We start from the raw sequence: 22,943 nt of genomic DNA on the forward strand, positions 1-22,943 counted from the left end.
TGCTTGCGCTAAGGTGGCGCCCAACTTTTCCGGGCCCGGTGGAACAGGTATGCGGCGTACCGTTTTTTACATCTCCGATTCCACTGGTATTACAGCGGAGACGATCGGCAACAGCATCCTGGCCCAGTTCGAGGGCGTGCAGTTCGACAAGCATCGCCTGCCGTTCGTGGACGATGCGCAAAAGGCCGAGGCCGCCGCGCTGCGCATCAAGACGCGCTTCGCCCAGAGCGGCGAGCGGCCGATCGTGGTCAACACCATGGCCTCGCGCGACCTGTGCGACATCGTGGCGGCGAGCGGGGCGCTGATGCTGGACGTGTTCGCGCCGTTCATCGGCACGCTGGAAGAAGAGCTCGGCGCCAAGCGCTCGGGCGCGGTGAACCGCTCGCATGGTTTGGTCGATTTCGACAAGTACGAGGCGCGCATCAACGCCACCAACTACGCGCTGTCCCATGACGACGGCATCGACGTGGACTATGCCCAGGCCGATCTGATCCTGGTCGGCGTGTCCCGTTCGGGCAAGACCCCGACCTGCCTGTACATGGCCTTGCATTACGGGGTGAGCGCCGCCAACTATCCCCTGACCGACGACGACCTCGACAAGCTGGAGCTTCCGGCGCGCCTGCGTCCCTACCGGGACCGGCTGTTCGGCCTCACCATCGACCCGCAGCGCCTGGCGCAGATCCGCGAACAGCGGCGCGCCGGCAGCCGTTATGCGACGCTGCAGCAGTGCCGGTGGGAGCTGGAACAGGCCGAGAAGCTGATGCGGCGCGAAGGCATTCCCAGCCTCAACACCACCCACGTGTCGATCGAGGAAATCGCCAGCAAGATCCTTGACCGCTTCGGTATCGAGCGGACCATGTTCTGAAGTCAACGGAGTACCCACCGCCGCTATGAGTGCCGTGCTGGACAGTCGCCAGTCCCTGCTGCCGGATCGCTTCGGCTTCCTGATGGGACTGTATGCGGAGAACTACCATCGCCTGGCGCACCTGTTCGCACCGCACGAACTGGCGCCAGGCTTCTATGTGTCGAGCGTGGACGACGGGCTGGACGTGCGCCTGCAGGTGCAGGAGCGCCATCCCTATACGCTGGAACTGGAACTGACCTACGACTTTGTCGATGCCAACACCGGGCATCCGTCGCCCTCGGCGCAGCTGCGCATGTACACCGACGCGCATGTGGCCGAGGCGCTGCATTGCCATCCGGGCCGCCATCTGTGGCAGGTGCTCGGGCCGTTCCCGCCGGCCCACACGGTGCTGCAGCATCGCCTGCGCATGAACGGGTTTCTCTCGCGCTGGCTGGAATACCTGGCCGAGCAGGGGCATTCGCGCGGCACGCTGGAACCGATGGAGCAGCACCGGCCGGTGGACTTGCCGCCGGGACACGAGCTGTAAGGCTTCGGTTTGCCGGGGAAGGGCATTGGCCGAAGCGCAGGCAACAAAAAACCCGCGCGAGGCGGGTTCCTTGGAAAAGTGGCGGAGCGGACGGGACTCGAACCCGCGACCTCCGGCGTGACAGGCCAGCATTCTAACCGACTGAACTACCGCTCCGCATTTTCGAACAGCTGAAACCAGTAAAACCAAGAGGCCCCTGATTCCCAACTTGCCGTTGCCGCTTTCGAAGCAACCGGTTTGAAGCTGGCGTCCCCACGGGGATTCGAACCCCGGTCGCCACCGTGAAAGGGTGATGTCCTAGGCCTCTAGACGATGGGGACGTGATCTAAAATATTTGGTGGAGCCAGGCGGGATCGAACCGCCGACCTCCTGCATGCCATGCAGGCGCTCTCCCAGCTGAGCTATGGCCCCACTGCTGTGGAGCCCGAAAGAATAAATAGGGTTCGGAGTTTCGTCAAGCGTCCGCCCGGAAAATTTTTCACAAATGTTTCGCTTCGTGTGTCGGCGGGGGACTCGGCATGACATGCGCACGGAGGCGGGGCGCTTAAGGGTGCACGCCCGGCGTCCGCGTGTAGTCTTGCGATGACTCGACACGGAAGCCTCCATGCACGATCTGCACTTCATCCAGGACCTCGCCACGGTGATGCTGGTCGCCGGCCTCACCACGGTGATTTTCCAGCGGCTGCGCCAGCCGGTGGTGCTCGGCTACATCATCGCCGGCGTGCTGGTCGGGCCCTACACGTCGCCGGTGATCTTCATCCACGACGAGGACACCATCCGCACGCTGTCCGAGCTGGGCATGATCCTGCTGCTGTTCGCGCTGGGCCTGGAATTCAGCCTCAAGAAGCTGCGCGCGGTGGGCGGCGCGGCGCTGGTGGCGGCGCTGTGCGAGATCGTGCTGATGGTGTGGATCGGCTACGAGATCGGCCGCTTCTTCGGCTGGACGCCGATGGACTCGATGTTCCTCGGCGCCATGCTGTCGATCTCCTCCACCACCATCATCATGAAGGCGCTGGACGACCTCGACCTCAAGCGCGAACGCTTCGCGCAGCTGATCTTCGGCATCCTGATCATCGAGGACGTGCTCGCCGTGGTGCTGATGGCCCTGCTCACCGGCATCGCCAGCACCGGCGACCTGGAGGCAGGGCAGGCGATGGAAGCGATCGGACGCCTGATGCTGTTCATGGTGGTCTCGCTGGTGGTGGGCCTGCTGCTGGTGCCGCGGGTGGTGGACTACATCGCGCGGGTGGCCCGCGACGACGTGCTGCTGGTGGCGGTGCTGGGCCTGTGTTTCGGCTTCTGCCTGCTGGTGACGGAGATGGGCTACAGCGTCGCGCTGGGCGCCTTCCTGATCGGCGCGATCGTCGGCGAATCGGACAACGTGGCGCGGGTGGAGCGCATCATCACGCCGGTGCGCGACATGTTCAGTGCGGTGTTCTTCGTCGCCATCGGCATGCTGATCGATCCCGCATTGCTGGCGCAGTACGCGCTGCCGATCACTGTGGTCACCATCGTAGTGGTGCTGGGCAAGGTGATCACCTGCAGCTTCGGTACCTTCGTCGCAGGCAACGGCGGGCGCACCTCGCTGCGCGTGGGCATGGGCCTGGCGCAGATCGGCGAGTTCTCGTTCGTGATCGCTTCGCTGGGCCTGACCTTGAAGGTAACCAGCAGCTTTCTCTATCCGGTCGCGGTGGCGGTGTCGGCCATCACCACCTTCCTTACGCCGTACCTGATCCGCGCGGCCGATCCGCTTGCCGGCTTCCTCGGCCGGCGCGTGCCGGCCGGCGTCAGCGGCATGTTCACTGCCTATACCGACTGGATGGGCAACCTGAGCCTCAGCGGCCAGGGCGCCATCGTGATGAAGATGATCCGCCGCCTGGTGTGGCACGTGATCATCAACATGATGCTGGTGGTGGCGGTGTTCCTGATCATGGCCTACCTGTATCGCCGGCAGTTCTTCCATTGGGAGTGGTTGAACCATCGCCCGCTGGTCGAGCGCTCGGTGGCGTGGTCGATCGCGGCGCTGCTGTCGCTGCCGATGATCGTCGCGGCGTACCGCAAGGCGGCCGCACTGGGCATGCTGCTGGCGGAGCTGAGCATTCCGGAACGCGTGGGCGGTGCACTCAACGTCAAGATCCGCTCGGTGTTGGCACGACTCGTGCCATTGGCCGCGATGTGGGTGCTCGGCCTGCTGGTGGCGGCGCTGGCCTCGACCATCCTGCCCCCGCGGGAAGTGGCGCTGGTGCTGGTTCTGGTGGGCCTGGCGCTGACCTGGCTGCTGTGGCGCGTGCTGGTCCAGGTGCATGCGCGTCTGCAGGCCGCGCTGCGGGATACGCTCGAACGCGACGGGCGACCGAATGGTCATTCGTGAAGAAAATCGCAAAATGCCACGATGTCATGCGCTTTGAACCTTTATATGGCCTGATGGTCGACGTTCGACATCGTTGCTAAGACCGGGAAGGCGCCTCACAATGCGTGGCGCTGCCTCCAATGGGGAGGCCCGTCCGGTGAGCACCGGGACATCCAAAAACGAGGGAGTTTCAAATGAAGCAATTCTTGCGTCCCACGCTGACGGCCGCCGCCCTGGCGGTTGCGCTGGGCCTCACCGCCGGCGCGCACGCCCAGGCCGCCAAGACCGCCGCTCCGGCGGCCGGCGCGGTCGACAAGACCAAGGCCAGCTACGTGGTCGGCTGGGACCTGGCCAGCCAGCTCCCGCCGCTCGTGCGCGAGGAAGTGGACCCGGCCACCGTGGCCCGTGCTGTCCAGTCCGCGCTGTCGGGCCAGAAGCCGACCATGACCGAAGCCGAAGCCAAGCAGGTGCGTGACGCCTTCGTCGCCAATCTGCAGACCAAGGCCAAGGCCGAGTACGAGAAGGTCGCCGCCAAGAACAAGTCCGAAGGCGACGCCTACCTAGCCAAGAACAAGTCCGCAGCGGGCGTGAAGACCACCGCCTCGGGCCTGCAGTACCAGGTGATCAGCCAGGGCACCGGTGCCCGTCCGGGTCCGAACGACACCGTGCAGGTGAACTACGTCGGCAGCTTCGTCAACGGCGAAGTGTTCGACGATTCGTCCAAGCACGAAGGCAACACCGGTCCGGCCTCGATCCCGCTCTCCGGCGTGATCCCGGGCTTCCGCGAAGGCCTGCAGCTGATGCAGGTGGGCGGCCACTACAAGCTGTTCATCCCGTCGAACATCGCCTACGGCGCGCAGCCGCAGAACGGCTTCCCGCCGAACGCGACGATCATCTTCGACGTGACCCTGGTGAAGACCGGCGCCACCCCGGCCGGGGCCGGCGGCGACCAGGGCGGCGCGAAGTAAGCGCAGCTCTCGCAGCAAGTCATGCCGCACGGGGCGCGAAGCGATTCGCGCCCCGTTGCTTTTTTAAGATCCCGGATCGGACCGGGAACGGCGCGACGCGCGATAGCCGCCTGCTAGAATTCGCGGTCTGTCGCTGCGCGGAACCCCTAGGACGATGAAAGTCACCATTTTCGGCACCGGTTACGTAGGTCTGGTCACCGGCGCCTGCCTGGCCGAGATGGGCAACCATGTGGCCTGCGTGGATATCGACGCGGCCAAGGTCGAGCGCCTGACGCGCGGCGAGATCCCGATCTACGAGCCGGGCCTGGAGCCCATCGTCAAGCGCAATCACGCCAGCGGCCAGCTGGATTTCACCACCGACGCGGCGCCGGCGATCGCGCACGGCCAGGTGCTCTTCATCGCCGTCGGCACGCCGCCGGACGAGGACGGCAGCGCCGACCTCAAATACGTGCTCGGCGTGGCGCGCACCATCGGCCAGCACCTGGACCGCTACGCCGTGGTGGTGAACAAGTCGACCGTGCCGGTGGGCACCGCCGACCGCGTGCGCAAGGCGATCGCCGACGAGCTCGCGGCGCGCGGCGTGCAGGTCGAATTCGACGTGGTGTCGAACCCCGAATTCCTGAAGGAAGGCGATGCGGTCGAAGACTGCCTGCGCCCGGACCGCATCATCATCGGCAGCTCCAGCGAGCGCGCGGTGGGTGTGCTGCGCAAGCTCTATGCGCCGTTCAACCGCAATCACGACCGCACGGTAGTGATGGACGAGCGTTCCGCCGAGCTGACCAAGTACGCCGCCAACGCGATGCTGGCGACCAAGATCAGCTTCATGAACGAGATCGCCAACATCGCCGAGCGCGTCGGCGCCGACGTCGAACTGGTACGCCAGGGCATCGGCTCGGATCCGCGCATCGGCTACCACTTCATCTATCCCGGCGCCGGCTACGGCGGCTCCTGTTTTCCCAAGGACGTGCAGGCGCTGGAGCGCACGGCGCGCGGCGTCGGCTACGAGGCGCGCCTGCTCGGCGCGGTCGAATCGGTCAACCACGAGCAGAAGGGCAAGCTGTTCGAACTGGTCTCGCGCCATTTCGACGGCGACCTCAAGGGCCGCACCATCGCCCTGTGGGGTCTGGCCTTCAAGCCGAACACCGACGACATGCGCGAGGCCTCCAGCCGCCGCGTGATGGAAGCGCTGTGGGACGCCGGCGCCAAGGTGCGCGCGTTCGATCCGGAAGCGCGCGAGGAAACCCACCGCATCTACGGCGACCGGCCGGACCTGGTGCTGTGCGACAGCGCCTACCAGGCGCTGGACGGCGCCGACGTGCTGGCCATCGTCACCGAGTGGAAGGCGTTCCGCAGTCCGGATTTCGCGCGCATCCGCGCTGCGCTGAAGAGCCCGGCGATCTTCGACGGCCGCAATCTGTACGATCCGGCCGCCGTCGAAGAGGCCGGCCTGGCGTACTACGGCATCGGCCGCGGCCGCAGCCTGAGGGTGTGACGTGTCCGATACGCTCGAACAACGCCTGACCGAACTGGAAGTGCGCCTGACCTTTCTCGACGATACGGTCAACGCCCTGGTCGCCACCGAGACCGAGCAGGCGCAGCGCATCCTGATGCTGGAACAGCTGCTGCGCGATCTGCGCCACGAACTGGTGGCATTGCGCACTTCGCATTCGCTCGATCCGCACAGCGAGCCGCCGCCGCCGCATTATTGATACCTTGGTTGTCCCACGTTCCGATCCACACGCAAGACAGGTTTATCGATCATGGCCGATTCCCTGCGCGATCAGCTGCTGAAGAGCGGCATCGTCAAACAGGTGCGCGACGAGAAGCGCGCGTCGCAGCCGCCGGCCGGCAAGCCGGCGCACAAGCCTTTCCACAAGTCGGCCAATAAGCCGGCGCACAAGCCGACCGGCCAGGGCGGCAAGCCGCAGCAGCCGCCGGCGCACAAACCGCGCGACGGCGAGATCGACCTGGCCAAGGCCTACGCCATCCGCAAGCAGGCCGAGAGCACCGAGCGCCGCCAGGCGGAGCAGGCCGCGGCCGAGGAAGCGCGACTCAAGCGCGAGCGCAAGCAGAAGGTGCAGGAGCTGCTGCAGGGGCAGGCGCTGAACAAGAAAGACGCCGAGCACGCGCGTCATTTCGAATACGGCGGCAAGATCCGCCGCGTCTATGTCGACCAGGCACAGCTGGCCGCGATCAACGCCGGCGAACTGGGCGTGGTGCAGCAGGGCGGCCACTACCTGGTCGTCACCCGCGCCATCGCCGAGCAGGTACGCCAGATCGATGCGCATCACCTGGCGCTGCTTTCGGAGCCGGGCGCGGGCGGTGTCGGCGAGGACGGCGTGCCGGACGACCTGGTCTGGTAAGCGCCGCCGGAACACGGGAATCGCGAAAAGACTTGAACGTCATCCCGGCGCAGGCCGGGATCCAGTAGCGATACGCCTTGTGACGGCGAAGACGTTCAAAGCCCGCTCTGGAGCTTTTCGCACGCCCTTCGGGGCCGTCCTGCGGACGTTCTTCGCGCTACGCGCTCGTCCGGCCTGCGCCGGGATGACGTGACGGTCGAGATACAGGCGCCATAAAAAAAGCCGGCGAAGACGCCGGCCTTTTTCATGTCACGCCTGGCTTCAGGCTTCCGGCGGCTGCGCCAGGATAGCCAGGTCCCATCCCTGCTTCGGCGTGAAGCGCTCGCCATGCCGCTGCGCCAGGCGCTCCAGCTTGCCCTTGATCACCGCCGCGCCTTCGCTGCGCACGTACTGGATCGGGCCGCCGCGGAACGGCGCGAAGCCGGTGCCGAAGATCACGCCCGCATCGAGCAGGTCGGCATCGTCCACCACGCCATCGGCAAGGCAGGCCACCGCCTCGTTGACCATCGGCAGCAGCATGCGCTCCTGCAGGTCGGCCGGTACGGCGTAGTCGGGATCGACTTCCGGCTTCTGCGGCTTGCCTTCCTGCCACACGTAGAAACCCTGGCCGTCCTTCTTGCCGCGCTTGCCGGCGGCGAGCTTGTCCTCGATGCCCGGCGGCAGTTCCAGGCCCAGGAACGGCGCCAGCTCCTTGCCGACCGAGGCGCATACGTCCAGGCCGACGGTGTCGGCCAGCTCGATCGGCCCCATCGGCATGCCGAACTTCTTCGCTTCCTTGTCCAGCACGGGGCCGGGCACGCCTTCGTTGTAGAGGCGGATCGCTTCGAGCAGGTAGGGCATCAGGATGCGGTTGACCAGGAAGCCCGGCGTGCCCTTCACCGCCACCGGCAGCTTGCCGATCGCCTTGCAGAAGGCCAGCGCGCGCTTCTCCACCTCCGGATCGAGGCCGTCGTGGCGCACCACTTCGACCAGCGGCATCTGCGCCACCGGATTGAAGAAGTGCAGGCCGAGGAAACGCTGCGGCGCCTTCAGGCCGCGGCGCAGTTCGTCGAGCGGAATGCTGGAGGTGTTGGTGGCCAGGATCTCGTCGGCCTGGAACTGCGGCTCGATGCTGGCGTACAGCGCCTGCTTCGCTTCGGCGTTCTCGAAGATCGCCTCGATCGCCAGGTCCGCCGCGGCCACGCCCTTGCCCTCGACGTCGGCGCGCAGGCGGCGCGCGGTTTCCTCGACCTTCTCCGGCGTCTTCAGCTTCTTTTCGTACAGCGCCCGCGCGCGGTCCAGCGCCGGCTGGATGAACTTCATCTCGCGATCCTGCAGGGTCACCTGGAAACCCTTGAAGGCCGCCCAGGCCGCGATGTCGCCGCCCATCACGCCGGCGCCGACCACGTGCACATGCTCGATGCCGTGTTCCACGCCGCTGCCCTGGCCCTTGAGGCGTTCCTGCAGCAGGAAGATGCGGATCAGGTTGCGCGCGGTGCTGGTCTCGGCCAGCTTGGCCACCGAGCGCGCTTCCAACTTCAGCCGTTGCTGGATGCTGGAGCCGCCGCGCTGCCACACGTTGATCAGCGCGAACGGAGCGGGGTAATGCTCCTTGCGCACCTTGGCCGCGGTCTGCTTGAGCACCATCGGCGCCAGGATCTGGCGCGCGGGCCAGGTATTGGTCGCCCAGGCCTTCAGGCGCCGCGCGGCCGGACGCGCGTGCGGGCGGCGCAGCAGGGCGCGCGCCTCGGCCAGCAGTTCGTTCGGCGGCGCCAGGCGATCGACCACGCCGAGCGCGGCGGCGCGCCTGGCCGACAAGGCCTTGCCGGTCAGCATCACCGGCAGCGCATCGAGCGCGCCGATCAGGCGCGGCAGGCGCGCCGTGCCGCCCCAGCCGGGATGGATGCCGAGCATCACCTCGGGCAGGCCGATCCTGGTTTTCTCGTCGTCCGCCGCGATGCGCTGGCGGCAGGCCAGCACCAGTTCCGTGCCGCCGCCCATGCAGGCGCCGTGGATGGCGGCCACGGTCGGGCAGGGCAGGCGGGCCAGCGACTCGAACACGCGCTGGCCGTTCTCGATGTTCTGCAGGACGGTGCCGTCCCTGGCGTATTCGACGAACTCCTTGATGTCCGCGCCGACCGCGAAACCGCCCGGCTTGGCCGAGTGGATCAGCACGCCGGCGGGCTTCTCGATCGACAGGCGCTCCACGATCTGGCCGAGCTCGTCCAGCACCTCGCGCGAGAGCGCGTTGACGCTGCTGTTGGCGCGGTCGAGCGTCAGGGTGACGATGCCGCTGTCGTCCAGGCTCGTCTTCCAGTGGTTGAAGCGCAATCCTTCGAACATGGGTCGGGTCCAGCGTGGAAAGGCTCGAACCATACCCTGCCGTAGCGTGGATTGCGAGATGGCCCGGCAGGCCCGCAAGTTCCATGAAAATCGCGTAAAAGAGCGGCTTGTGCGCTGACGCAAGAAACCCGCGGGCGAATCCGGGAAGGCTGGAACGGACGCTAGGCGTAGCCCACCGGACCGCGTAACTTACCGCCCAGAATGAACACCTCCATTGCCGCTCCCGCCCTCCAGCCTGGCGCCGATATCCTCGAGCGCATCCTGGGCGCGCGCAGCTCCCTGGTGGCGTTGGAGGAGGCCGACGGCGAGGCGCTGATCGCGCAGTTCCGCACGGTGGTCCGCCGCACCGGCCAGGCCATCTATCTGTGGAGCCCGGAGGAAGGCCTGGGCAACCTGCGCGAGGAGCACGCCGAGAAGGCGCCGCATGCGCGGCTCGGCCAGGTGCTGCGCTACATCCAGCAGAGCAATCATTTCGGCATTTATCTATTGCGCCGGCTGCCGTTGCCGCTGGCCGCGCCGGACGTCGCCCTGCTGCGGCAGCTCTCGCGCACGCCGACCGGGCATGTGCGCCGGGTGGTGCTGCTGGACGCGTCCGAGTCGCTGGTCGAAGGCTTGAGCGACGTGATCGTGCGGCTCAGCTGCCAGGTCAAGCCGGCCCTGCGGCCGCGCCTGCGCGACGGACGGTGGGTGCTTTGAGCGCGGCGGTGGCCGGGCAGGGCGGCATCATGGTGGTCGCCGCGCAGCGCGAACTGCGCCGTGCGGTGTTCGATGCGCTCGACCGCGACGGCCACCTCGCCGTGCATTCCGCGCGCGACACCACGCACGCCGGCATCCTGCTCGAAGGGCGTCCCGACCTCGCCCTGGTGGTGATGGTGCTGGAGGGCGACGCGCGCGACGCGCTGGCCTCGGTCGAACAGCTGCGGCGCCTGCCGGCCTGCGCCGACGCGCCGCTGATCGCGGTGCTGACCGAGGGCGCGGCGATCAAGCCGGCCCAGCTTCCGGCCGGGGTCTCGGACTGGCTCTACGCCGCGCAGATCGACAGCGAACTGATCGCGCGCTGGCAGCGCCTGCAGCGCACCGGCGCGGTGTTGCCCGCGGCCGCGCAGGGCGGCGCGGCGCCGACGGGCGGCGACTACCGTTTCGCCTTCGACGAAGTGGAGAGCGAGTGGCTGATCGTCGACACCGCGCGCGGTCGACTGCTCGAACTCAGCCCCGCGCTGCTGCGGCGCAGCGGCCTGTCCGGCGAACGCCTGGTCGGGTTGCCCTTGGCCGAGCTGCTGGAATTCCAGGGCCTGGCGCCGGAACAGGCGCTGGCCGACGACTCGCGCCGCTGGCATCCGTGCCGGCGGCGCTCGCGCCAGGGCTACGACAGCGGCGAGGCCAGCGCGCGGCAGATCCGCCACGCCGGGCGCGAGGCGGTAGCCTTCGTGTTCCGCAGCGACCGCGCCGGCGCGCGCGCCGAAGTGGCGCTGGCCATGCTGGCCCGGCTGTTCGCCACCAGCAGCGGCGACGACAGCATCGCCGAGGCGGCGCGCACGCTGTTCGAGGACATGGGGCTGGATTACCTGGCGATCTGGTCGGCACGCCCGGAAGAAGGCGGCGCGCCGCTGCAGCTCGCGCAGTGCTGGAGCGGCGAGGAACAACTGTGGCCCAGCCCGCAGCTGCAGAGTTCGCTGCGCCTGGTGCTGTCCGGCCAGGCCATGCTGCATCCGGGCGGAGCGCGGCGGCTGGCGGCGATGGATCCGCTGCTCGAACAGCTGGACCTGAGCGGCTTCGCCGGCCTGCCGCTGCTGGACGAGCGCCATGCCGTGCTGGGCGCGCTGCTGGCCGGCACGCGGCAGCCGTTCGGCGAGCTGGCCATCGTCGAGCCGGTGCTGCGTTGCGCCGCGGCGCGCTTCGCGCATGCGCTGGAACTGCGCCGCACGCGCGAGCAGGGCCGCGCCGAAGGCCTGCTCGACGCGCTCACCGGCCTGCCCAACCGCCTGCTGTTCAACGACCGCCTGGACACCATCATCCGCGAGGCCAACCGCACCGGCGAATGCTTCGCCATGCTGTTCGTCGACCTGGACCGCTTCAAGACCATCAACGACACGCTCGGCCACGCGGTCGGCGACCAGGTGCTGATCACCACCACCCAGCGCCTGCGCACCAGCGTGCGCGCCTCGGACACGGTGGCGCGCTACGCCGGCGACGAATTCGTGGTGATCCTGCGCCACATCGTCAAGAGCGAGGACGTGCTGCGCGTCGCCGAGAAGATCGTGCAGGTGATGGAGGCGCCGTTCCGCATCGACGACGGCACCGAGCTGCAGGTCACCGCCTCGATCGGCGTGAGCTTCTTCCCCGACGACGCGCCGGACGCCGAGACCCTGCTCAAGCACGCCGACGAGGCGATGTACGCGGCCAAGAGCCTGGGCCGCAACAACTACCAGATCTACGAGATCAGCGCCGAGCAGGCGCAGCAGCAGAACATGGCGCTGAAGTCCGGCCTGCGCCACGCCGAGCACAATGGCGAACTGCGCGTGTTCTACCAGCCGCAGGTGGACGCGGCCAGCGAGGACATCGTCGGCATGGAAGCCCTGGTGCGCTGGGAGCATCCGGAACTGGGCTTCATCGGCCCCGGCTTCTTCATCCCGCTGGCGGAGGAGACCGGCCTGATCGTCTCGATCGGCGAGTGGGTGCTGCGCACCGCCTGCAAGCAGGCGCAGGAATGGGAGCGCAAGTTCGGCCTGCGGCTGCGCCTGGGCGTGAACCTCTCGGCGGTGCAGCTGATGCAGCCGAACCTGCTCGACATCGTGTCCTCCGCGCTGCAGGACAGCGGCCTGGATCCGGGCCTGCTGGAAATGGAGGTGACCGAGAGCATCAGCATCAAGGCCGCCCCGAACCTGGTGGAAAACCTGCACGGCCTGCACAAGCTGGGCTGCCGCATCGCCATCGACGACTTCGGCACCGGCGCCGCCTCGCTCGACTACCTGCGCAAGCTGCCGGCCGACCGCATCAAGATCGATCAGAGCTTCGTGCGCAACATCGGCGTGGACCCGGACGACGAAGCCATCGTGCGCGCCACCATCGAGATGGCCCATCGCCTCAAGCGCGGCGTGGTGGCCGAGGGCGTGGAGATCGAGCAGCACCTGCATTTCCTGCGCGCCAACCGCTGCGACGAGCTGCAGGGCTATCTGTTCTGCCGCCCGCTGCCGCCGCCGGCCTTCGAGAAGCTGCTGCACGAGCGCCAGCGCCTGCTGGCCACGGCGGACGCCGCCGAGGAGTGACCATTGCCGCTTGCCTGGCCCCGGCCCGTCCCTATATCAACAGCGGGAGGTCGGCCGCCGGGGTGCCTGCCGCGTTGGGTACGATGGCACCGGAGCAGGCCGCGCTGAACTTGGTGGTGCGGTTCTTGTCCTAGCGGACCATCCCGAGCTCGCGGAATCCCTCCAAGCAGGTGGCAGCAGTCAGAAGGAGACGGCCCGGATGGGCGAAAACGAACTGGACAGCGCTCTGGTCGAGCGGGTCCAAAAAGGGGACAAGCGGGCATTCGACCTGCTGGTGCGCAAGTACCAGCACAAGGTCATCGCGCTGATTTCCCGCTATGTGAACAACTACGCCGAGTGCGAGGACGTGGCCCAGGAGGCATTCGTGCGCGCCTGGCGCGCGATCGGCTCGTTCCGCGGCGAAAGCGCTTTCTATACCTGGATGTACAAGATCGCCGTGAACACGGCGAAAAACCACTTGGTGGCCCTGGGGCGGCGTCCGCCGGCGGACGATATCGCGATCGACGACGCGGTCTTCGTGCCCGGCTCCGACCGCATGCAGGAAACCGCCACCCCCGAGCGCGAACTCCTGCGCCAGGAAATTGAACAAACCGTCTTCGCCACTGTCCAAGCCCTGCCCGAAGAGCTGCGGACCGCCATTACGCTGCGCGAAGTGGACGGCCTGAGCTACGAAGAAATCGCCGAGGCGATGGGCTGTCCGATCGGTACGGTGCGTTCGCGTATCTTCCGGGCACGCGAAGCGATCGACGAGAAACTGCGGCCCCTGTTGTCGGACCGTGAGGACCACACATGACTGACACTCATCGCGAACATCTCTCCAACGGCATGCTTTCCGCCGGCATGGACGGCGAACTGACCCAGGAGGAACTCCGTTTCCTGCTGCGCCGACTCGACCATGACGCCAGCCTGCAGCAGGCCTGGTCGCACTATCACGTGGCGCGCGATGGCCTGCGCCGGCAGCTGCCGCTGCTGGCATCGACCGGATTCTCGGCCCGCGTGATGCTGGCGATCGAGCAGGAGACGGTCGCTGTCGGCAGCGGGCGCCGCCGTCACTGGCTGCGCTGGTCCGCCGGCGGTGCGATCGCCGCGACGGTCGCCGTCGCCGCGCTGATGGTTACCCAGCCGGCCGGTCCCGGCAGCGACAACGCCACGCCGCGCGTCGCCACCGCCGGCGAGCGCGCTCCGGCCGCACGCGCCAGCGCCGTCGCGGCCCGTGCGGACGGGCCGGCCGCCGCGCCGGAATGGCTCAACAACTACGCGGGCCTGCCCTCGGCCCTGACCCAGCAGGCCTCCGCCACGGTCGGCGGCGACGACGGCGCCAACACCTTCCTGTATTCGCGCAATCGCCAGAACCCCTACCTGCTGGATCGCTACCGCGCGATCAACAACGGCGACGGCAGCTACCTGCTGCTGGTGCCGCAGGCGCAGCGGACGCCCCAGGCCCCGCAGGCGCAGGAAACCCCGGCCCAGGATCCGCTGGCCCAGTGACGTGGCGGCGTGTCCGCCCGCCGCGTCCTGCTTGTGTCACCCCCTTATGCCCGCCGGTCCCGTTCCAGGGACGGCGGGCGCGTGGGCGGTGTTTTTTCCAGCCTGAGAAGCAAACCTCACAGACCTGAAAAGGAGGAACACATGAGTCGATCGATCCTGCGTCGCGCAGCGGCTTGCGCGGTGGTGTCGCTTGCCGTGGCGAGCGGAGCGCAGGCCCAGGCGGCGAACGGCACGGCCAGTACCGCGCCGGCCGTCGGCGGGCTGCCGGACTTCACCGGCATCGTGCAGAAGAACGCCCCGGCCGTGGTCCACGTCGAAGCCAAGTACAGCGGCAAGAGCGCGCGCAAGACGACGCCGCAGGCGCGCGGTGGCGGCGCCATGCCGGACGACCCGCAGCTGGATATCTTCCGCCGCTTCTTCGGCATGCCGATGGTGCCTTCGCCGGAAGAGCAGCAGCGCACCTCGCTCGGCTCGGGCTTCATCATTTCCAGCGACGGCTACATCCTCACCAATACCCATGTGGTGGATGACGCGGACCAGGTCACCGTGCGCCTGCAGGACCGCCGCACCCTCACCGCCAAGGTGATCGGCAGCGATCCGCAGTACGACATCGCCCTGCTGAAAGTGGATGCCGGCGGCAGCCTGCCGGCGGTGAGCATCGGCGACTCGCGCAGCTTGAAGCCAGGCCAGTGGGTGTTGGCGATCGGTTCGCCGTTCGGCTTCGACTACACCGTGACCCAGGGCATCGTCAGCGCCGTCGGCCGCAACCTGGGCAGCCAGGACCAGCCCTACACCTCGTTCATCCAGACCGACGTGCCGATCAACCGCGGCAACTCCGGTGGCCCGCTGTTCGACCTGCAGGGGCGCGTGGTCGGTGTGAATTCGCAGATCTATTCGAACACCGGCGGCTACCTCGGCGTGGCGTTCTCGATCCCGATCGACGTGGCCATGAACGTGGTCAAGCAGATCAAGGAAAAGGGCTACGTCACCCGCGGCCAGCTCGGCGTGATGATGCAGCCGATCACCGACGACATCGCCAAGGCGCTCAAGCTCGGCAGCAATTCAGGCGCCGCGGTGACTCAGGTCACCCCGGGCAGCGGTGCGGAGAAGGCCGGCCTCAGGCCTGGCGACATCATCGTCGGCTACAACGGCCAGCCGATCACCCAGGCCGCCGACCTGCCGCCGCTGGTCGGCATGACCGCGCCGGGCAGCAAGGCCACCTTGTCCATCCTGCGCGACGGCAAGAAGCAGGACGTGCCGGTGACCATCGGCGAGATGAAGCGCGACGGCAAGGCCACGTCCGCCGCGGCCGGCGGCAAGAGCGGGCCGGCGGCAGGCGGTGGTTCCACCGCGCTGGGCCTGGCGGTGCAGGACCTGGACAGCGACACCCGCCAGCAGCTTGGCCTCAAGGCGGGCGAGGGCGTGCTGGTCAGCGACGTTACCGGTCCGGTCGCGGCCCGTGCCGGCCTGCAGCCGGGCGATGTCATCCTGATGGTCAACCAGCAGCGCGTCGGCAGCGCCGCTGCGTTCCGCGACGCCACCAAGGGGCTCAAGCCCGGCGACACGGCACTGCTGCTGGTGCGCCACGGTGACCAGAGCGGCTTCGTCGGCCTGACCATCCCCAAGGGCGACGACGACGAGTGATGCCTGCGGGAATCGCTCCCAAAAACGAGGCGGCCTCCGGGCCGCCTCGTTTCGTTCAGGCTCTCCGGCGGGCGAGACCGCCCGGCCGCTGCGCTTTCCATGCGATAATGCCGGGTTCGTATCGCCATCCCGGTGATACGCTGCCTGTGCTCCGCGCAGGCGGTGACCGCAGCCAGCGTGTTCCATGGACCTGATCCGCAATTTCTCCATCATCGCCCACATCGACCACGGCAAGTCGACGCTCGCCGATCGCATCATCCAGATCTGTGGCGGCCTGGCCGAGCGCGAGATGGAAGCCCAGGTGCTCGACAGCAATCCGATCGAGCGCGAGCGCGGCATCACCATCAAGGCCCAGTCGGTCTCGCTGCCGTACAAGGCGCGCGACGGCAAGACCTACCAGCTGAACTTCATCGACACGCCCGGCCACGTCGACTTCTCCTATGAAGTGAGCCGCTCGCTGGCCGCCTGCGAAGGCGCGCTGCTGGTGGTGGACGCCGCCCAGGGCGTGGAGGCGCAGTCCGTCGCCAACTGCTACACGGCGGTGGAGATGGGCCTGGAAGTGGTGCCCGTGCTCAACAAGATCGACCTGCCCACCGCCGACCCGGACAAGGTGAAAGGCGAGATCGAGGCAGTCATCGGCATCGACGCCGACGACGCCGTGGCTGTCAGCGCCAAGACCGGCCAGAACGTGGTGGAAGTGCTCGAGGCGATCGTCGCGCGCATCCCGCCGCCGAAGCCGCGCGACACCGACCGCCTGCAGGCGCTGATCATCGATTCCTGGTTCGACAACTACCTCGGCGTGGTCTCGCTGGTGCGCGTGATGCAGGGCGAGATCCGGCCCGGCGAGAAACTGCTGGTGATGTCGACCGGCCGCAATCACGAAGTCAGCGAAGTAGGCGTGTTTACCCCTAAGCGCAAGAAGCTGGACAAGCTCGGCGCCGGCGAGGTGGGCTGGATCACCGCCTCGATCAAGGACGTGCACGGCGCGCCGGTGGGCGACACGCTCACCCACGCCGGCAAGCCCGCCGACAAGCCGCTGCCCGGTTTTCAGACCATGCAGCCGCGCGTGTTCGCCGGCCTGTTCCCGGTCGCCGCGGACGACTACCCCGCGCTGCGCGAGGCGCTGGAAAAACTGCGCCTCAACGACGCCGCGCTGTTCTTCGAGCCGGAAAGCTCCGAAGCGATGGGCTTCGGCTTCCGCTGCGGCTTCCTCGGCATGCTGCACATGGAGATCGTGCAGGAGCGCCTGGAGCGCGAGTACGACCTGGACCTGGTCACCACCGCGCCCACCGTGGTCTACGAGATCCTCAAGAGCGACGGCTCGGTCATGCTGCTGGACAACCCGGCCAAGCTGCCGGCCTCGCCGCAGGTGGAGGAAATCCGCGAGCCGATCATCGTCGCCAACATCCTCACGCCGGCCGACTACATCGGTAACATCATCACGCTGTGCGAGGAGAAGCGCGGCATCCAGCGCTCGATCCAGTACCTCGCCACCCAGGTGCAGATCAGCTACGAGCTGCCGCTGGCCGAGGTGGTGCTGGACTTCTTCGACCGCCTGAAGTCGGTCTCGCGCGGCTATGCCTCGATGGACTACCACTTCGAGCGCTTCGACGCCGGCCCGTTCGTGCGCACCGACGTGCTGATCAACGGCGACCGCGTCGACGCGCTGTCGCTGATCGTGCACCGTAGCCACGCCGACCGCCGCGGCCGCGACCTGGTCGAGCGCATGAAGGAGCTGATCCCGCGCCAGCAGTTCGACGTGGCGATCCAGGCCGCGATCGGCGCCCAGGTCATCGCGCGCTCCACGGTGAAAGCCTTGCGCAAGAACGTTCTGGCCAAGTGCTACGGCGGCGACGTCAGCCGCAAGAAGAAGCTGCTGGAGAAGCAGAAGGAAGGCAAGAAGCGCATGAAGCAGGTGGGCCGCGTGGAGATTCCGCAGGAGGCCTTCCTCGCCGTGCTCAAGGTCGACAAGTAAACCAGCGCGGGCAGGACATGGAACGGACAGGGGGCTACCGCAGCATCGCCGGCACGTCGGGCCGGCAGCCTATGACCCCTCCGCGATTTACGCTCTGAAGGAGCTCTCATGGATTTCGATTTTTCGGCGATTCTGCTTGCCCTCACCGTGCTGTTCGGCGTGATCTGGGGCCTGGACCGCCTGTTCTTCTACAAGTCGCGCAAGGCCGGGGCCGAGGCGGCCGGGCAGGAGGAGCCGCAGGACCCGATGCCGGTCGACTGGGCGCGCTCGCTGTTCCCGGTGGTGCTGGTGGTGCTGGTGCTGCGCTCCTTCGTGGCCGAGCCGTTCCGCATCCCGTCCGGCTCGATGATGCCGACGCTGGACGTGGGCGACTTCATCCTGGTCAACAAGTTTGCCTATGGCCTGCGCATGCCGGCCTTCAACAACAAGTTCCTCGCGCTGGGCGAGCCCAAGCGCGGCGACGTGGTGGTGTTCCGCTTCCCGGGTTACCTGTGCCGGGTGGACGGCAAGCTGGTGCGCAGCGGCGACCAGACCTGCGCCGACCCGCAGGCGCCGGTGCCGAGCCAGAACTGGATCAAGCGCGTGATCGGCCTGCCCGGCGACCGCATCGAGATGCAGGGCGACCAGCTGCTGATCAACGGCCAGGCGGTGACCGCCGACCAGGTCGGCCCCTACCAGGGCAATCCCAAGCGCGACGAGGACCGCCTGATGCTGGAAATGGGCGCCACGGTATGGAACGAGCACCTGCGCACCGAGGAAGGCACGGTGGTCAACCACCTGACCGCGCGCATGCCGGCCTACAACCGCCCGCCGCCGATCCCCAGCGACAAGGTGCCCTCGGTGGTGCCGCAGGGCTGCTACCTGGTGATGGGCGACAACCGCTACAACAGCACCGACAGCCGCTGGTGGGGCTGCCTGCCGGAGCAGAACCTGGCGGGCAAGGCCTTCCTGGTGTGGCTGAGCTGGAAGGGGCCGGACGCGGGCTGGGTCGACTTCTCGCGCATGGGCAAAGTGATTCATTGAGCAAAGCGTGATGGCGGTCGGGTCGCGCCAGGTGACGGCGGCCCGGCGCGACGCCAAAATCCGCCTGCGCGATGCCGGGAGGCCGGCTTCGTGGCACCATTTCCACATACGCAAGCGGGTGCCGCACCGGTCGGCATAGCGAGGGGACTATGAAAGCGAAGCAGTCGGGTATCACCCTGATCGGGTTCTTGATCGTCTTGATGGTGCTGGCCTTCTTCGGCTACATGGCCATGAAGCTGGTACCGCCTTATGCGGAGTTCATGGGCGTGAACAAGGCGATGACCCAGATCGCCAGCGCCGGCGTCGAGGGCAAGACCCTGGACGAGATCCGCCGCGACCTGATGTTCAAGCTGGGCTTCCAGTACGTGGACGACGCCACCATCAAGCCCAAGGACATCACCATCACCCGCGCCAACAACGCCGCGCAGCTGAACGTGATGTACGAGAAGCGCGTGCCGTTCCTCTACAACATCGACTTCCTGCTGCATTTCGAAAAGAGCGTGCCCTTGCGGGGCAACATCGGCTACTGAGGTTTTTTTGGCCAAGCTGACTTACCGTTTTCGCGACCCGGCGCTGGCGCAACTGGCACTGACCCACCGCAGCGCCGGCAGGCCGAACAACGAGCGGCTGGAGTTCCTCGGCGACGCCCTGCTTGGCGTGGTGGTCGCCGAACTGCTTTACGAAGCCCATCCCAACGCCAGCGAAGGCGAGCTGTCGCGCCTGCGCGCGCAGCTGGTGAACGGCCAGGCGCTGGCGCAGATCGCGCGCGAGCTGGAACTGGGCGACGAGCTGAAACTGGGTTCCGGCGAACTGAAGAGCGGCGGCTACCGCCGCGATTCCATCCTCGCCGACGCCTTCGAGGCGATGGTGGCCGCGATCTACCTGGACAGCGATTTCACCCAGTGCCGGGAAGCGGTGCGGGGCCTGTTCGCCGAGCGCATCGCGGCCATCCCGCGCTCGTCCAAGGACGCCAAGACCCGCCTGCAGGAATGGCTGCAGGCCCGCGGCTGGCCGCTGCCGCAATACGAACTGACCGACAGCTACGGCGAGGATCATGCGAAGACATTCGATGTCTCCTGCACCATCGCCGAGCCGATGCCTTACAGCGCGGAGGGCCGCGGCGGCAGCCGCCGCGCCGCCGAGCAGGATGCGGCCGAAGCCGTGCTGCGCCAATTGCAGGAAACCAGACCATGAGCGACCACGACCAGGATTTCGACGCCCTCCAGCCGGCCGAGCTGCCGCACGAGGATTTCCGCTGCGGCGCGGTGGCGCTGCTGGGCCGGCCCAACGTGGGCAAGTCCACCCTGCTCAACGCCATGATCGGGTTCCGGCTGTCCATCGTCAGCCCGCGTCCGCAGACCACCCGTCACCGCATCCTGGGCATCGCCACCAACGAGGCGGGGCAGATTCTCTACGTGGATACGCCCGGCCTGCACCGCGGCGCCAAGCGCGCGATGAACCGCAGCCTCAACCGTGCCGCGCGCTCGGCGATCAGCGAAGTGGATCTTGCCGTGCAGGTGATCGAGTCCGGTCGCTGGACCGACGAGGACCAGGCCCTGTACGACGCCCTGGCCGAGCAGAAGATCCCGCGCCTGCTGGCGATCAACAAGGTCGACCTGGCCAAGGACAAGTCGGCGATGCTGCCGTTCGTGGCCGGCCTGATGGAGCAGCACAGCTTCGACGAGGTCTACTACGTCAGCGCACTGAAGGAAAAAGGCCTGAAGGAGCTGGAGCAGGGCATCCTGAAGCGCCTGCCGGTGCGTGCGCCGATGTACGGCGAGGACGAGATCACCGACCGCAGCGAACGCTTCCTCGCCGCCGAAATGGTGCGCGAACAGCTGATGCTGCGCCTGGACCAGGAGCTGCCCTACGCCACCACGGTGGAGATCGAGCAGTTCAAGGACCGCGAGGACGGCGTCGCCGAAATCCACGCGGTGATCTGGGTCGAGCGCGACGGCCAGAAGGCGATCGTGATCGGCAACGGCGGCCAGCAGCTCAAGGCGATCGGTTCGGCCGCGCGCCGCAAGATGGAGCAGCTGTTCGAACGCAAGATCTACCTGCGCCTGTGGGTGAAGGTGCGCGAGGGCTGGGTCGACGACGAGACGATGCTGAAGAAGTTCGGATACACGGACTGACGGGTAACGGGGCAGGGCAGCCGCGCGCCGCGTTCGCTCCCTCCCCCTGACGCATGCAGCTTCTCCAGCAGCCCGCCTACGTGCTTCACGCGCGGCCCTACCGGGAGACCTCGCTGCTGCTGGAATGCCTCACGCTCGAACACGGCCGCCTCGGCGTGGTGGCGCGCGGCGTGCGGCGCGAGCGCGCGAAAGTGCAGCGTGCGCAGCTGGAGCCGTTCCAACCGCTGGCGCTGGACCTGCTGCTGCGCGGCGAGCTGGCGACCCTGCAGGGCGCCGAACATACCGGCGCCCCGCAGCGCCTGGGCGGCGACGCCGGCCTCGCCGGTCTCTATCTCAACGAGCTGGTGGTGCGGCTGACCGGCCGCCAGGATCCGCATCCGGAGCTGTTCCAGGCTTATGCGGCGACGCTGGCGCGGATGGCCGGCGGGGAGCCGCTGGCGTGGACGCTGCGGCGTTTCGAGCGCGATCTGCTGGATGCGATCGGCTATGGCCTGCAGCTCGATTACGAGGGGGAGTCGGGCGAGCCGGTCGATCCGCAGTGCCATTACCGTTATCAGGTGGAGCTGGGGCCGACAGCCTGCCGTGCGGATCTGCCGCATGCGTTGCGCGGCAGCGATCTGCTGGCGCTGTCGGCGGATGCGATGCCGGATGCGGCCGGGCTGTCCGCGCTGCGCGCGATGATGCGCGAAGTGATCCGCTTTCATCTGGGTGGCGCCGATCTGCGCGCCTGGCATGTGCTGGCCGCGGCGTTGTCGCGGCGCTGATTTTTTTGCTCGTCATTCCGGCGCAGGCCGGACGAGCGCGTAGCGCGAAGAACGCCCGAAGGGCGGCCCCGAAGGGGCGAGCGAAGCGAGTCATCCAGTAACGGTATCGCCTGATGGTCGCGATCCGGTGACCTGGCCGCTTATGCAGCGGGCATTTCGGACGCCTGCCGGCGCCCGAGTTACTTTTTCTTTGCTGGCCCAATCCCCTCAAGGGGGACCTCGAGCAAAAGTAACCAAAAAGAAATGGCCTCAGAGCGGGGACTGAGGCCAGCTTTAGCGCTGCGCCTTTGCGACACCCTTTCACCCTCTCCCCTCCGAGGAGAGGGCAGGGTGAGGGGCCGAGCGGAGCGTTGTGTGAAACCTCGCGATGCCCGCGTAGCCCGCGTAGGTTGGGGTGAGCCAAAGGCGAACCCCAACAGGCGTTCAGTGCTGACGTAACGCTCTGTTGGAGTTCGCTGCGCTCACTCCAACCTGCGGCGTGGCTATGGCGATGACGCGCCCAGCGCCTCGATGGTTTCCAGCAGCGTCGCGCGAAAACGCTCGTGCAGCGCCGGTGCGATCGCACGGCCCTGCTTGAGCTGCTCCTGCAGCTGCGCCACGCGCGCGGCGAGGGCGGTGGCGCCGCAGAAGCCGCAGGAGCCGCGCAGCTTGTGCAGGCGGTCGCCGAAGCCGGCTTCGGTCAGCACGGCGGTGTCCAGGTCCTGGTAGATGCCGACCAGTTCGTCGCGCAGCAGGGTGCGCATCGCGCGCATGATCGGTTCGCTGCCGGTGCTGGCCAGGCCCTGCGCGTCGTCGAGCAGGGGCTGCGCGTCCGGCTGCACCAGGGCGACGATGCGGCGCAGGTCGGCCAGGTCGCAGGGTTTTTGCAGCACGTCGGTGAAACCGCCGGAGAGCAGGCGCTGGCGCTCGGCCGCGTCCATCTCCGCGCTGGTCGCCACCGCGGTGCTTTCGGCCGAAGGCGCGGCCGGATCGCCGCGCAGTTCCTTCAGCACCTGCTGCGCGCCGGCGCCGGGCATGCGGCAGTCGAGCAGGAGCAGGTCGTAGGCTTCGCGGCGTCCGCGCGCGATCGCGGCGGTGCCGTCGTCGCAGGCTTCGGCGTCCAGCCCCAGCGTGCGCATCGCCTCCACCAGGAACAGGCGGCTGGCCGGATCGTCGTCGGCTACCAGGACACGCAAGGCATGAGGGTCGGATGGATGAGCGCCGGATGGATGGCCGGAAGGCTTGCCTGACCGAACGGCGGGCGCGCCGTTGGAG

The 22,943-nt window shown here is 67.6% G+C and carries 20 protein-coding genes and 3 tRNA genes; 18 read left to right on the forward strand and 5 right to left on the reverse strand.

What is annotated here, in order from left to right:
* The first annotated feature begins 49 nt into the window (after positions 1–49).
* Both ppsR and BM172_RS12185 read left to right on the forward strand, forming a co-directional pair.
* Positions 50–865 (forward strand): posphoenolpyruvate synthetase regulatory kinase/phosphorylase PpsR, encoded by an 816-nt coding sequence (gene ppsR, locus BM172_RS12180; RefSeq protein ID WP_026633252.1) that lies wholly within the window; start codon positions 50–52, stop codon positions 863–865.
* Between the two features lie 25 nt (positions 866–890).
* A complete protein-coding gene (locus BM172_RS12185; protein ID WP_026633251.1) occupies positions 891–1,391 on the forward strand; it encodes a DUF1249 domain-containing protein in 501 nt (166 codons plus the stop codon).
* Between the two features lie 79 nt (positions 1,392–1,470).
* On the opposite strand, the gene BM172_RS12190 is transcribed toward BM172_RS12185, so the two are convergent.
* The 3 genes from BM172_RS12190 to BM172_RS12200 form a co-directional block, all read right to left on the reverse strand.
* A tRNA-Asp gene (locus BM172_RS12190) sits at positions 1,471–1,547 on the reverse strand.
* 88 nt (positions 1,548–1,635) lie between these two features.
* Positions 1,636–1,711, reverse strand: a tRNA-Glu gene (locus BM172_RS12195).
* Between the two features lie 15 nt (positions 1,712–1,726).
* Positions 1,727–1,802: transfer RNA gene (locus BM172_RS12200), tRNA-Ala, on the reverse strand.
* A 193-nt stretch (positions 1,803–1,995) separates the two neighbouring features.
* Between BM172_RS12200 and BM172_RS12205 the strand changes: the two genes are divergently transcribed.
* The 5 genes from BM172_RS12205 (at position 1,996) to BM172_RS12225 (ending at position 7,072) form a co-directional block, all read left to right on the forward strand.
* Positions 1,996–3,762, forward strand: coding sequence for a cation:proton antiporter (locus BM172_RS12205; RefSeq protein WP_026633250.1), 1,767 nt, complete (start codon positions 1,996–1,998; stop codon positions 3,760–3,762).
* Between the two features lie 173 nt (positions 3,763–3,935).
* Positions 3,936–4,709: an FKBP-type peptidyl-prolyl cis-trans isomerase gene (locus BM172_RS12210; RefSeq protein WP_026633249.1), complete on the forward strand. Its 774-nt coding sequence runs from the start codon at positions 3,936–3,938 to the stop codon at positions 4,707–4,709.
* A gap of 154 nt (positions 4,710–4,863) precedes the next feature.
* Positions 4,864–6,201 carry a UDP-glucose dehydrogenase family protein gene (locus BM172_RS12215; RefSeq protein ID WP_026633248.1) on the forward strand — a complete coding sequence of 446 codons (1,338 nt, stop codon included), beginning with the start codon at positions 4,864–4,866 and terminating at the stop codon, positions 6,199–6,201.
* Position 6,202: 1 nt separating this feature from the next.
* Positions 6,203–6,418 (forward strand): SlyX family protein, encoded by a 216-nt coding sequence (locus BM172_RS12220; protein ID WP_026633247.1) that lies wholly within the window; start codon positions 6,203–6,205, stop codon positions 6,416–6,418.
* Between the two features lie 51 nt (positions 6,419–6,469).
* Positions 6,470–7,072, forward strand: a complete 603-nt coding sequence (locus BM172_RS12225; RefSeq protein ID WP_026633246.1) for a DUF2058 family protein — start codon at positions 6,470–6,472, stop codon at positions 7,070–7,072.
* Positions 7,073–7,333: 261 nt separating this feature from the next.
* Here the strand turns inward: BM172_RS12225 and BM172_RS12230 are convergent, their stop codons facing one another.
* Positions 7,334–9,394, reverse strand: coding sequence for a 3-hydroxyacyl-CoA dehydrogenase NAD-binding domain-containing protein (locus BM172_RS12230; protein ID WP_026633245.1), 2,061 nt, complete (start codon positions 9,392–9,394; stop codon positions 7,334–7,336).
* 201 nt (positions 9,395–9,595) lie between these two features.
* Between BM172_RS12230 and BM172_RS12235 the strand changes: the two genes are divergently transcribed.
* From BM172_RS12235 to recO, 11 genes are all read left to right on the forward strand, one after another.
* Positions 9,596–10,090, forward strand: a complete 495-nt coding sequence (locus tag BM172_RS12235; protein WP_026633244.1) for a hypothetical protein — start codon at positions 9,596–9,598, stop codon at positions 10,088–10,090.
* Positions 10,091–10,119: 29 nt separating this feature from the next.
* A complete protein-coding gene (locus tag BM172_RS12240; protein ID WP_035322166.1) occupies positions 10,120–12,660 on the forward strand; it encodes a putative bifunctional diguanylate cyclase/phosphodiesterase in 2,541 nt (846 codons plus the stop codon).
* Positions 12,661–12,859: 199 nt separating this feature from the next.
* Complete coding sequence (gene rpoE / locus BM172_RS12245) at positions 12,860–13,453, forward strand: RNA polymerase sigma factor RpoE (protein WP_026633242.1); 594 nt, start codon at positions 12,860–12,862, stop codon at positions 13,451–13,453.
* Positions 13,450–14,148 carry a sigma-E factor negative regulatory protein gene (locus tag BM172_RS12250; RefSeq protein WP_026633241.1) on the forward strand — a complete coding sequence of 233 codons (699 nt, stop codon included), beginning with the start codon at positions 13,450–13,452 and terminating at the stop codon, positions 14,146–14,148. Before rpoE ends, BM172_RS12250 begins: the two co-directional genes overlap by 4 nt.
* 141 nt (positions 14,149–14,289) lie before the next feature.
* Entirely contained in the window at positions 14,290–15,792 is a 1,503-nt protein-coding gene (locus BM172_RS12255; protein ID WP_026633240.1) for a DegQ family serine endoprotease, read from the forward strand.
* Positions 15,793–15,976: 184 nt separating this feature from the next.
* Entirely contained in the window at positions 15,977–17,767 is a 1,791-nt protein-coding gene (gene lepA / locus BM172_RS12260) for a translation elongation factor 4 (RefSeq protein WP_026633239.1), read from the forward strand.
* Between the two features lie 108 nt (positions 17,768–17,875).
* Positions 17,876–18,790: a signal peptidase I gene (gene lepB / locus BM172_RS12265; protein WP_026633238.1), complete on the forward strand. Its 915-nt coding sequence runs from the start codon at positions 17,876–17,878 to the stop codon at positions 18,788–18,790.
* A gap of 149 nt (positions 18,791–18,939) precedes the next feature.
* A complete protein-coding gene (locus tag BM172_RS12270) occupies positions 18,940–19,320 on the forward strand; it encodes a DUF4845 domain-containing protein (RefSeq protein ID WP_026633237.1) in 381 nt (126 codons plus the stop codon).
* Between the two features lie 7 nt (positions 19,321–19,327).
* Positions 19,328–19,984: a ribonuclease III gene (gene rnc / locus BM172_RS12275; RefSeq protein ID WP_026633236.1), complete on the forward strand. Its 657-nt coding sequence runs from the start codon at positions 19,328–19,330 to the stop codon at positions 19,982–19,984.
* Positions 19,981–20,925 carry a GTPase Era gene (gene era, locus BM172_RS12280; RefSeq protein WP_051548285.1) on the forward strand — a complete coding sequence of 315 codons (945 nt, stop codon included), beginning with the start codon at positions 19,981–19,983 and terminating at the stop codon, positions 20,923–20,925. The genes rnc and era overlap by 4 nt, the downstream gene beginning before the upstream one ends.
* 53 nt (positions 20,926–20,978) lie before the next feature.
* Positions 20,979–21,689 carry a DNA repair protein RecO gene (gene recO, locus BM172_RS12285; protein WP_026633234.1) on the forward strand — a complete coding sequence of 237 codons (711 nt, stop codon included), beginning with the start codon at positions 20,979–20,981 and terminating at the stop codon, positions 21,687–21,689.
* Between the two features lie 482 nt (positions 21,690–22,171).
* On the opposite strand, the gene BM172_RS12290 is transcribed toward recO, so the two are convergent.
* Complete coding sequence (locus BM172_RS12290) at positions 22,172–22,864, reverse strand: response regulator (protein WP_035322153.1); 693 nt, start codon at positions 22,862–22,864, stop codon at positions 22,172–22,174.
* Positions 22,865–22,943 lie beyond the last annotated feature (79 nt).

This window comes from Dyella marensis (assembly GCF_900112865.1).
GTDB classification, from domain to species: Bacteria; Pseudomonadota; Gammaproteobacteria; order Xanthomonadales; family Rhodanobacteraceae; genus Dyella_D; species Dyella_D marensis_A.

What these genes read in the sequence shown, in the direction of transcription:
- lepB (WP_026633238.1), top strand. Translation starts at nt 17,876, where the DNA reads ATGGATTTCGATTTTTCGGCGATTCTGCTTGCCCTCACCGTGCTGTTC.
- BM172_RS12185 (WP_026633251.1), top strand. Translation starts at nt 891, where the DNA reads ATGAGTGCCGTGCTGGACAGTCGCCAGTCCCTGCTGCCGGATCGCTTC.
- rpoE (WP_026633242.1), top strand. Translation starts at nt 12,860, where the DNA reads ATGGGCGAAAACGAACTGGACAGCGCTCTGGTCGAGCGGGTCCAAAAA.
- BM172_RS12250 (WP_026633241.1), top strand. Translation starts at nt 13,450, where the DNA reads ATGACTGACACTCATCGCGAACATCTCTCCAACGGCATGCTTTCCGCC.
- recO (WP_026633234.1), top strand. Translation starts at nt 20,979, where the DNA reads ATGCAGCTTCTCCAGCAGCCCGCCTACGTGCTTCACGCGCGGCCCTAC.
- BM172_RS12255 (WP_026633240.1), top strand. Translation starts at nt 14,290, where the DNA reads ATGAGTCGATCGATCCTGCGTCGCGCAGCGGCTTGCGCGGTGGTGTCG.
- BM172_RS12235 (WP_026633244.1), top strand. Translation starts at nt 9,596, where the DNA reads ATGAACACCTCCATTGCCGCTCCCGCCCTCCAGCCTGGCGCCGATATC.
- BM172_RS12270 (WP_026633237.1), top strand. Translation starts at nt 18,940, where the DNA reads ATGAAAGCGAAGCAGTCGGGTATCACCCTGATCGGGTTCTTGATCGTC.
- BM172_RS12205 (WP_026633250.1), top strand. Translation starts at nt 1,996, where the DNA reads ATGCACGATCTGCACTTCATCCAGGACCTCGCCACGGTGATGCTGGTC.
- BM172_RS12230 (WP_026633245.1), bottom strand. Translation starts at nt 9,394, where the DNA reads ATGTTCGAAGGATTGCGCTTCAACCACTGGAAGACGAGCCTGGACGAC.
- lepA (WP_026633239.1), top strand. Translation starts at nt 15,977, where the DNA reads ATGGACCTGATCCGCAATTTCTCCATCATCGCCCACATCGACCACGGC.
- era (WP_051548285.1), top strand. Translation starts at nt 19,981, where the DNA reads ATGAGCGACCACGACCAGGATTTCGACGCCCTCCAGCCGGCCGAGCTG.
- BM172_RS12215 (WP_026633248.1), top strand. Translation starts at nt 4,864, where the DNA reads ATGAAAGTCACCATTTTCGGCACCGGTTACGTAGGTCTGGTCACCGGC.
- ppsR (WP_026633252.1), top strand. Translation starts at nt 50, where the DNA reads ATGCGGCGTACCGTTTTTTACATCTCCGATTCCACTGGTATTACAGCG.
- BM172_RS12210 (WP_026633249.1), top strand. Translation starts at nt 3,936, where the DNA reads ATGAAGCAATTCTTGCGTCCCACGCTGACGGCCGCCGCCCTGGCGGTT.
- BM172_RS12225 (WP_026633246.1), top strand. Translation starts at nt 6,470, where the DNA reads ATGGCCGATTCCCTGCGCGATCAGCTGCTGAAGAGCGGCATCGTCAAA.
- BM172_RS12240 (WP_035322166.1), top strand. Translation starts at nt 10,120, where the DNA reads ATGGTGGTCGCCGCGCAGCGCGAACTGCGCCGTGCGGTGTTCGATGCG.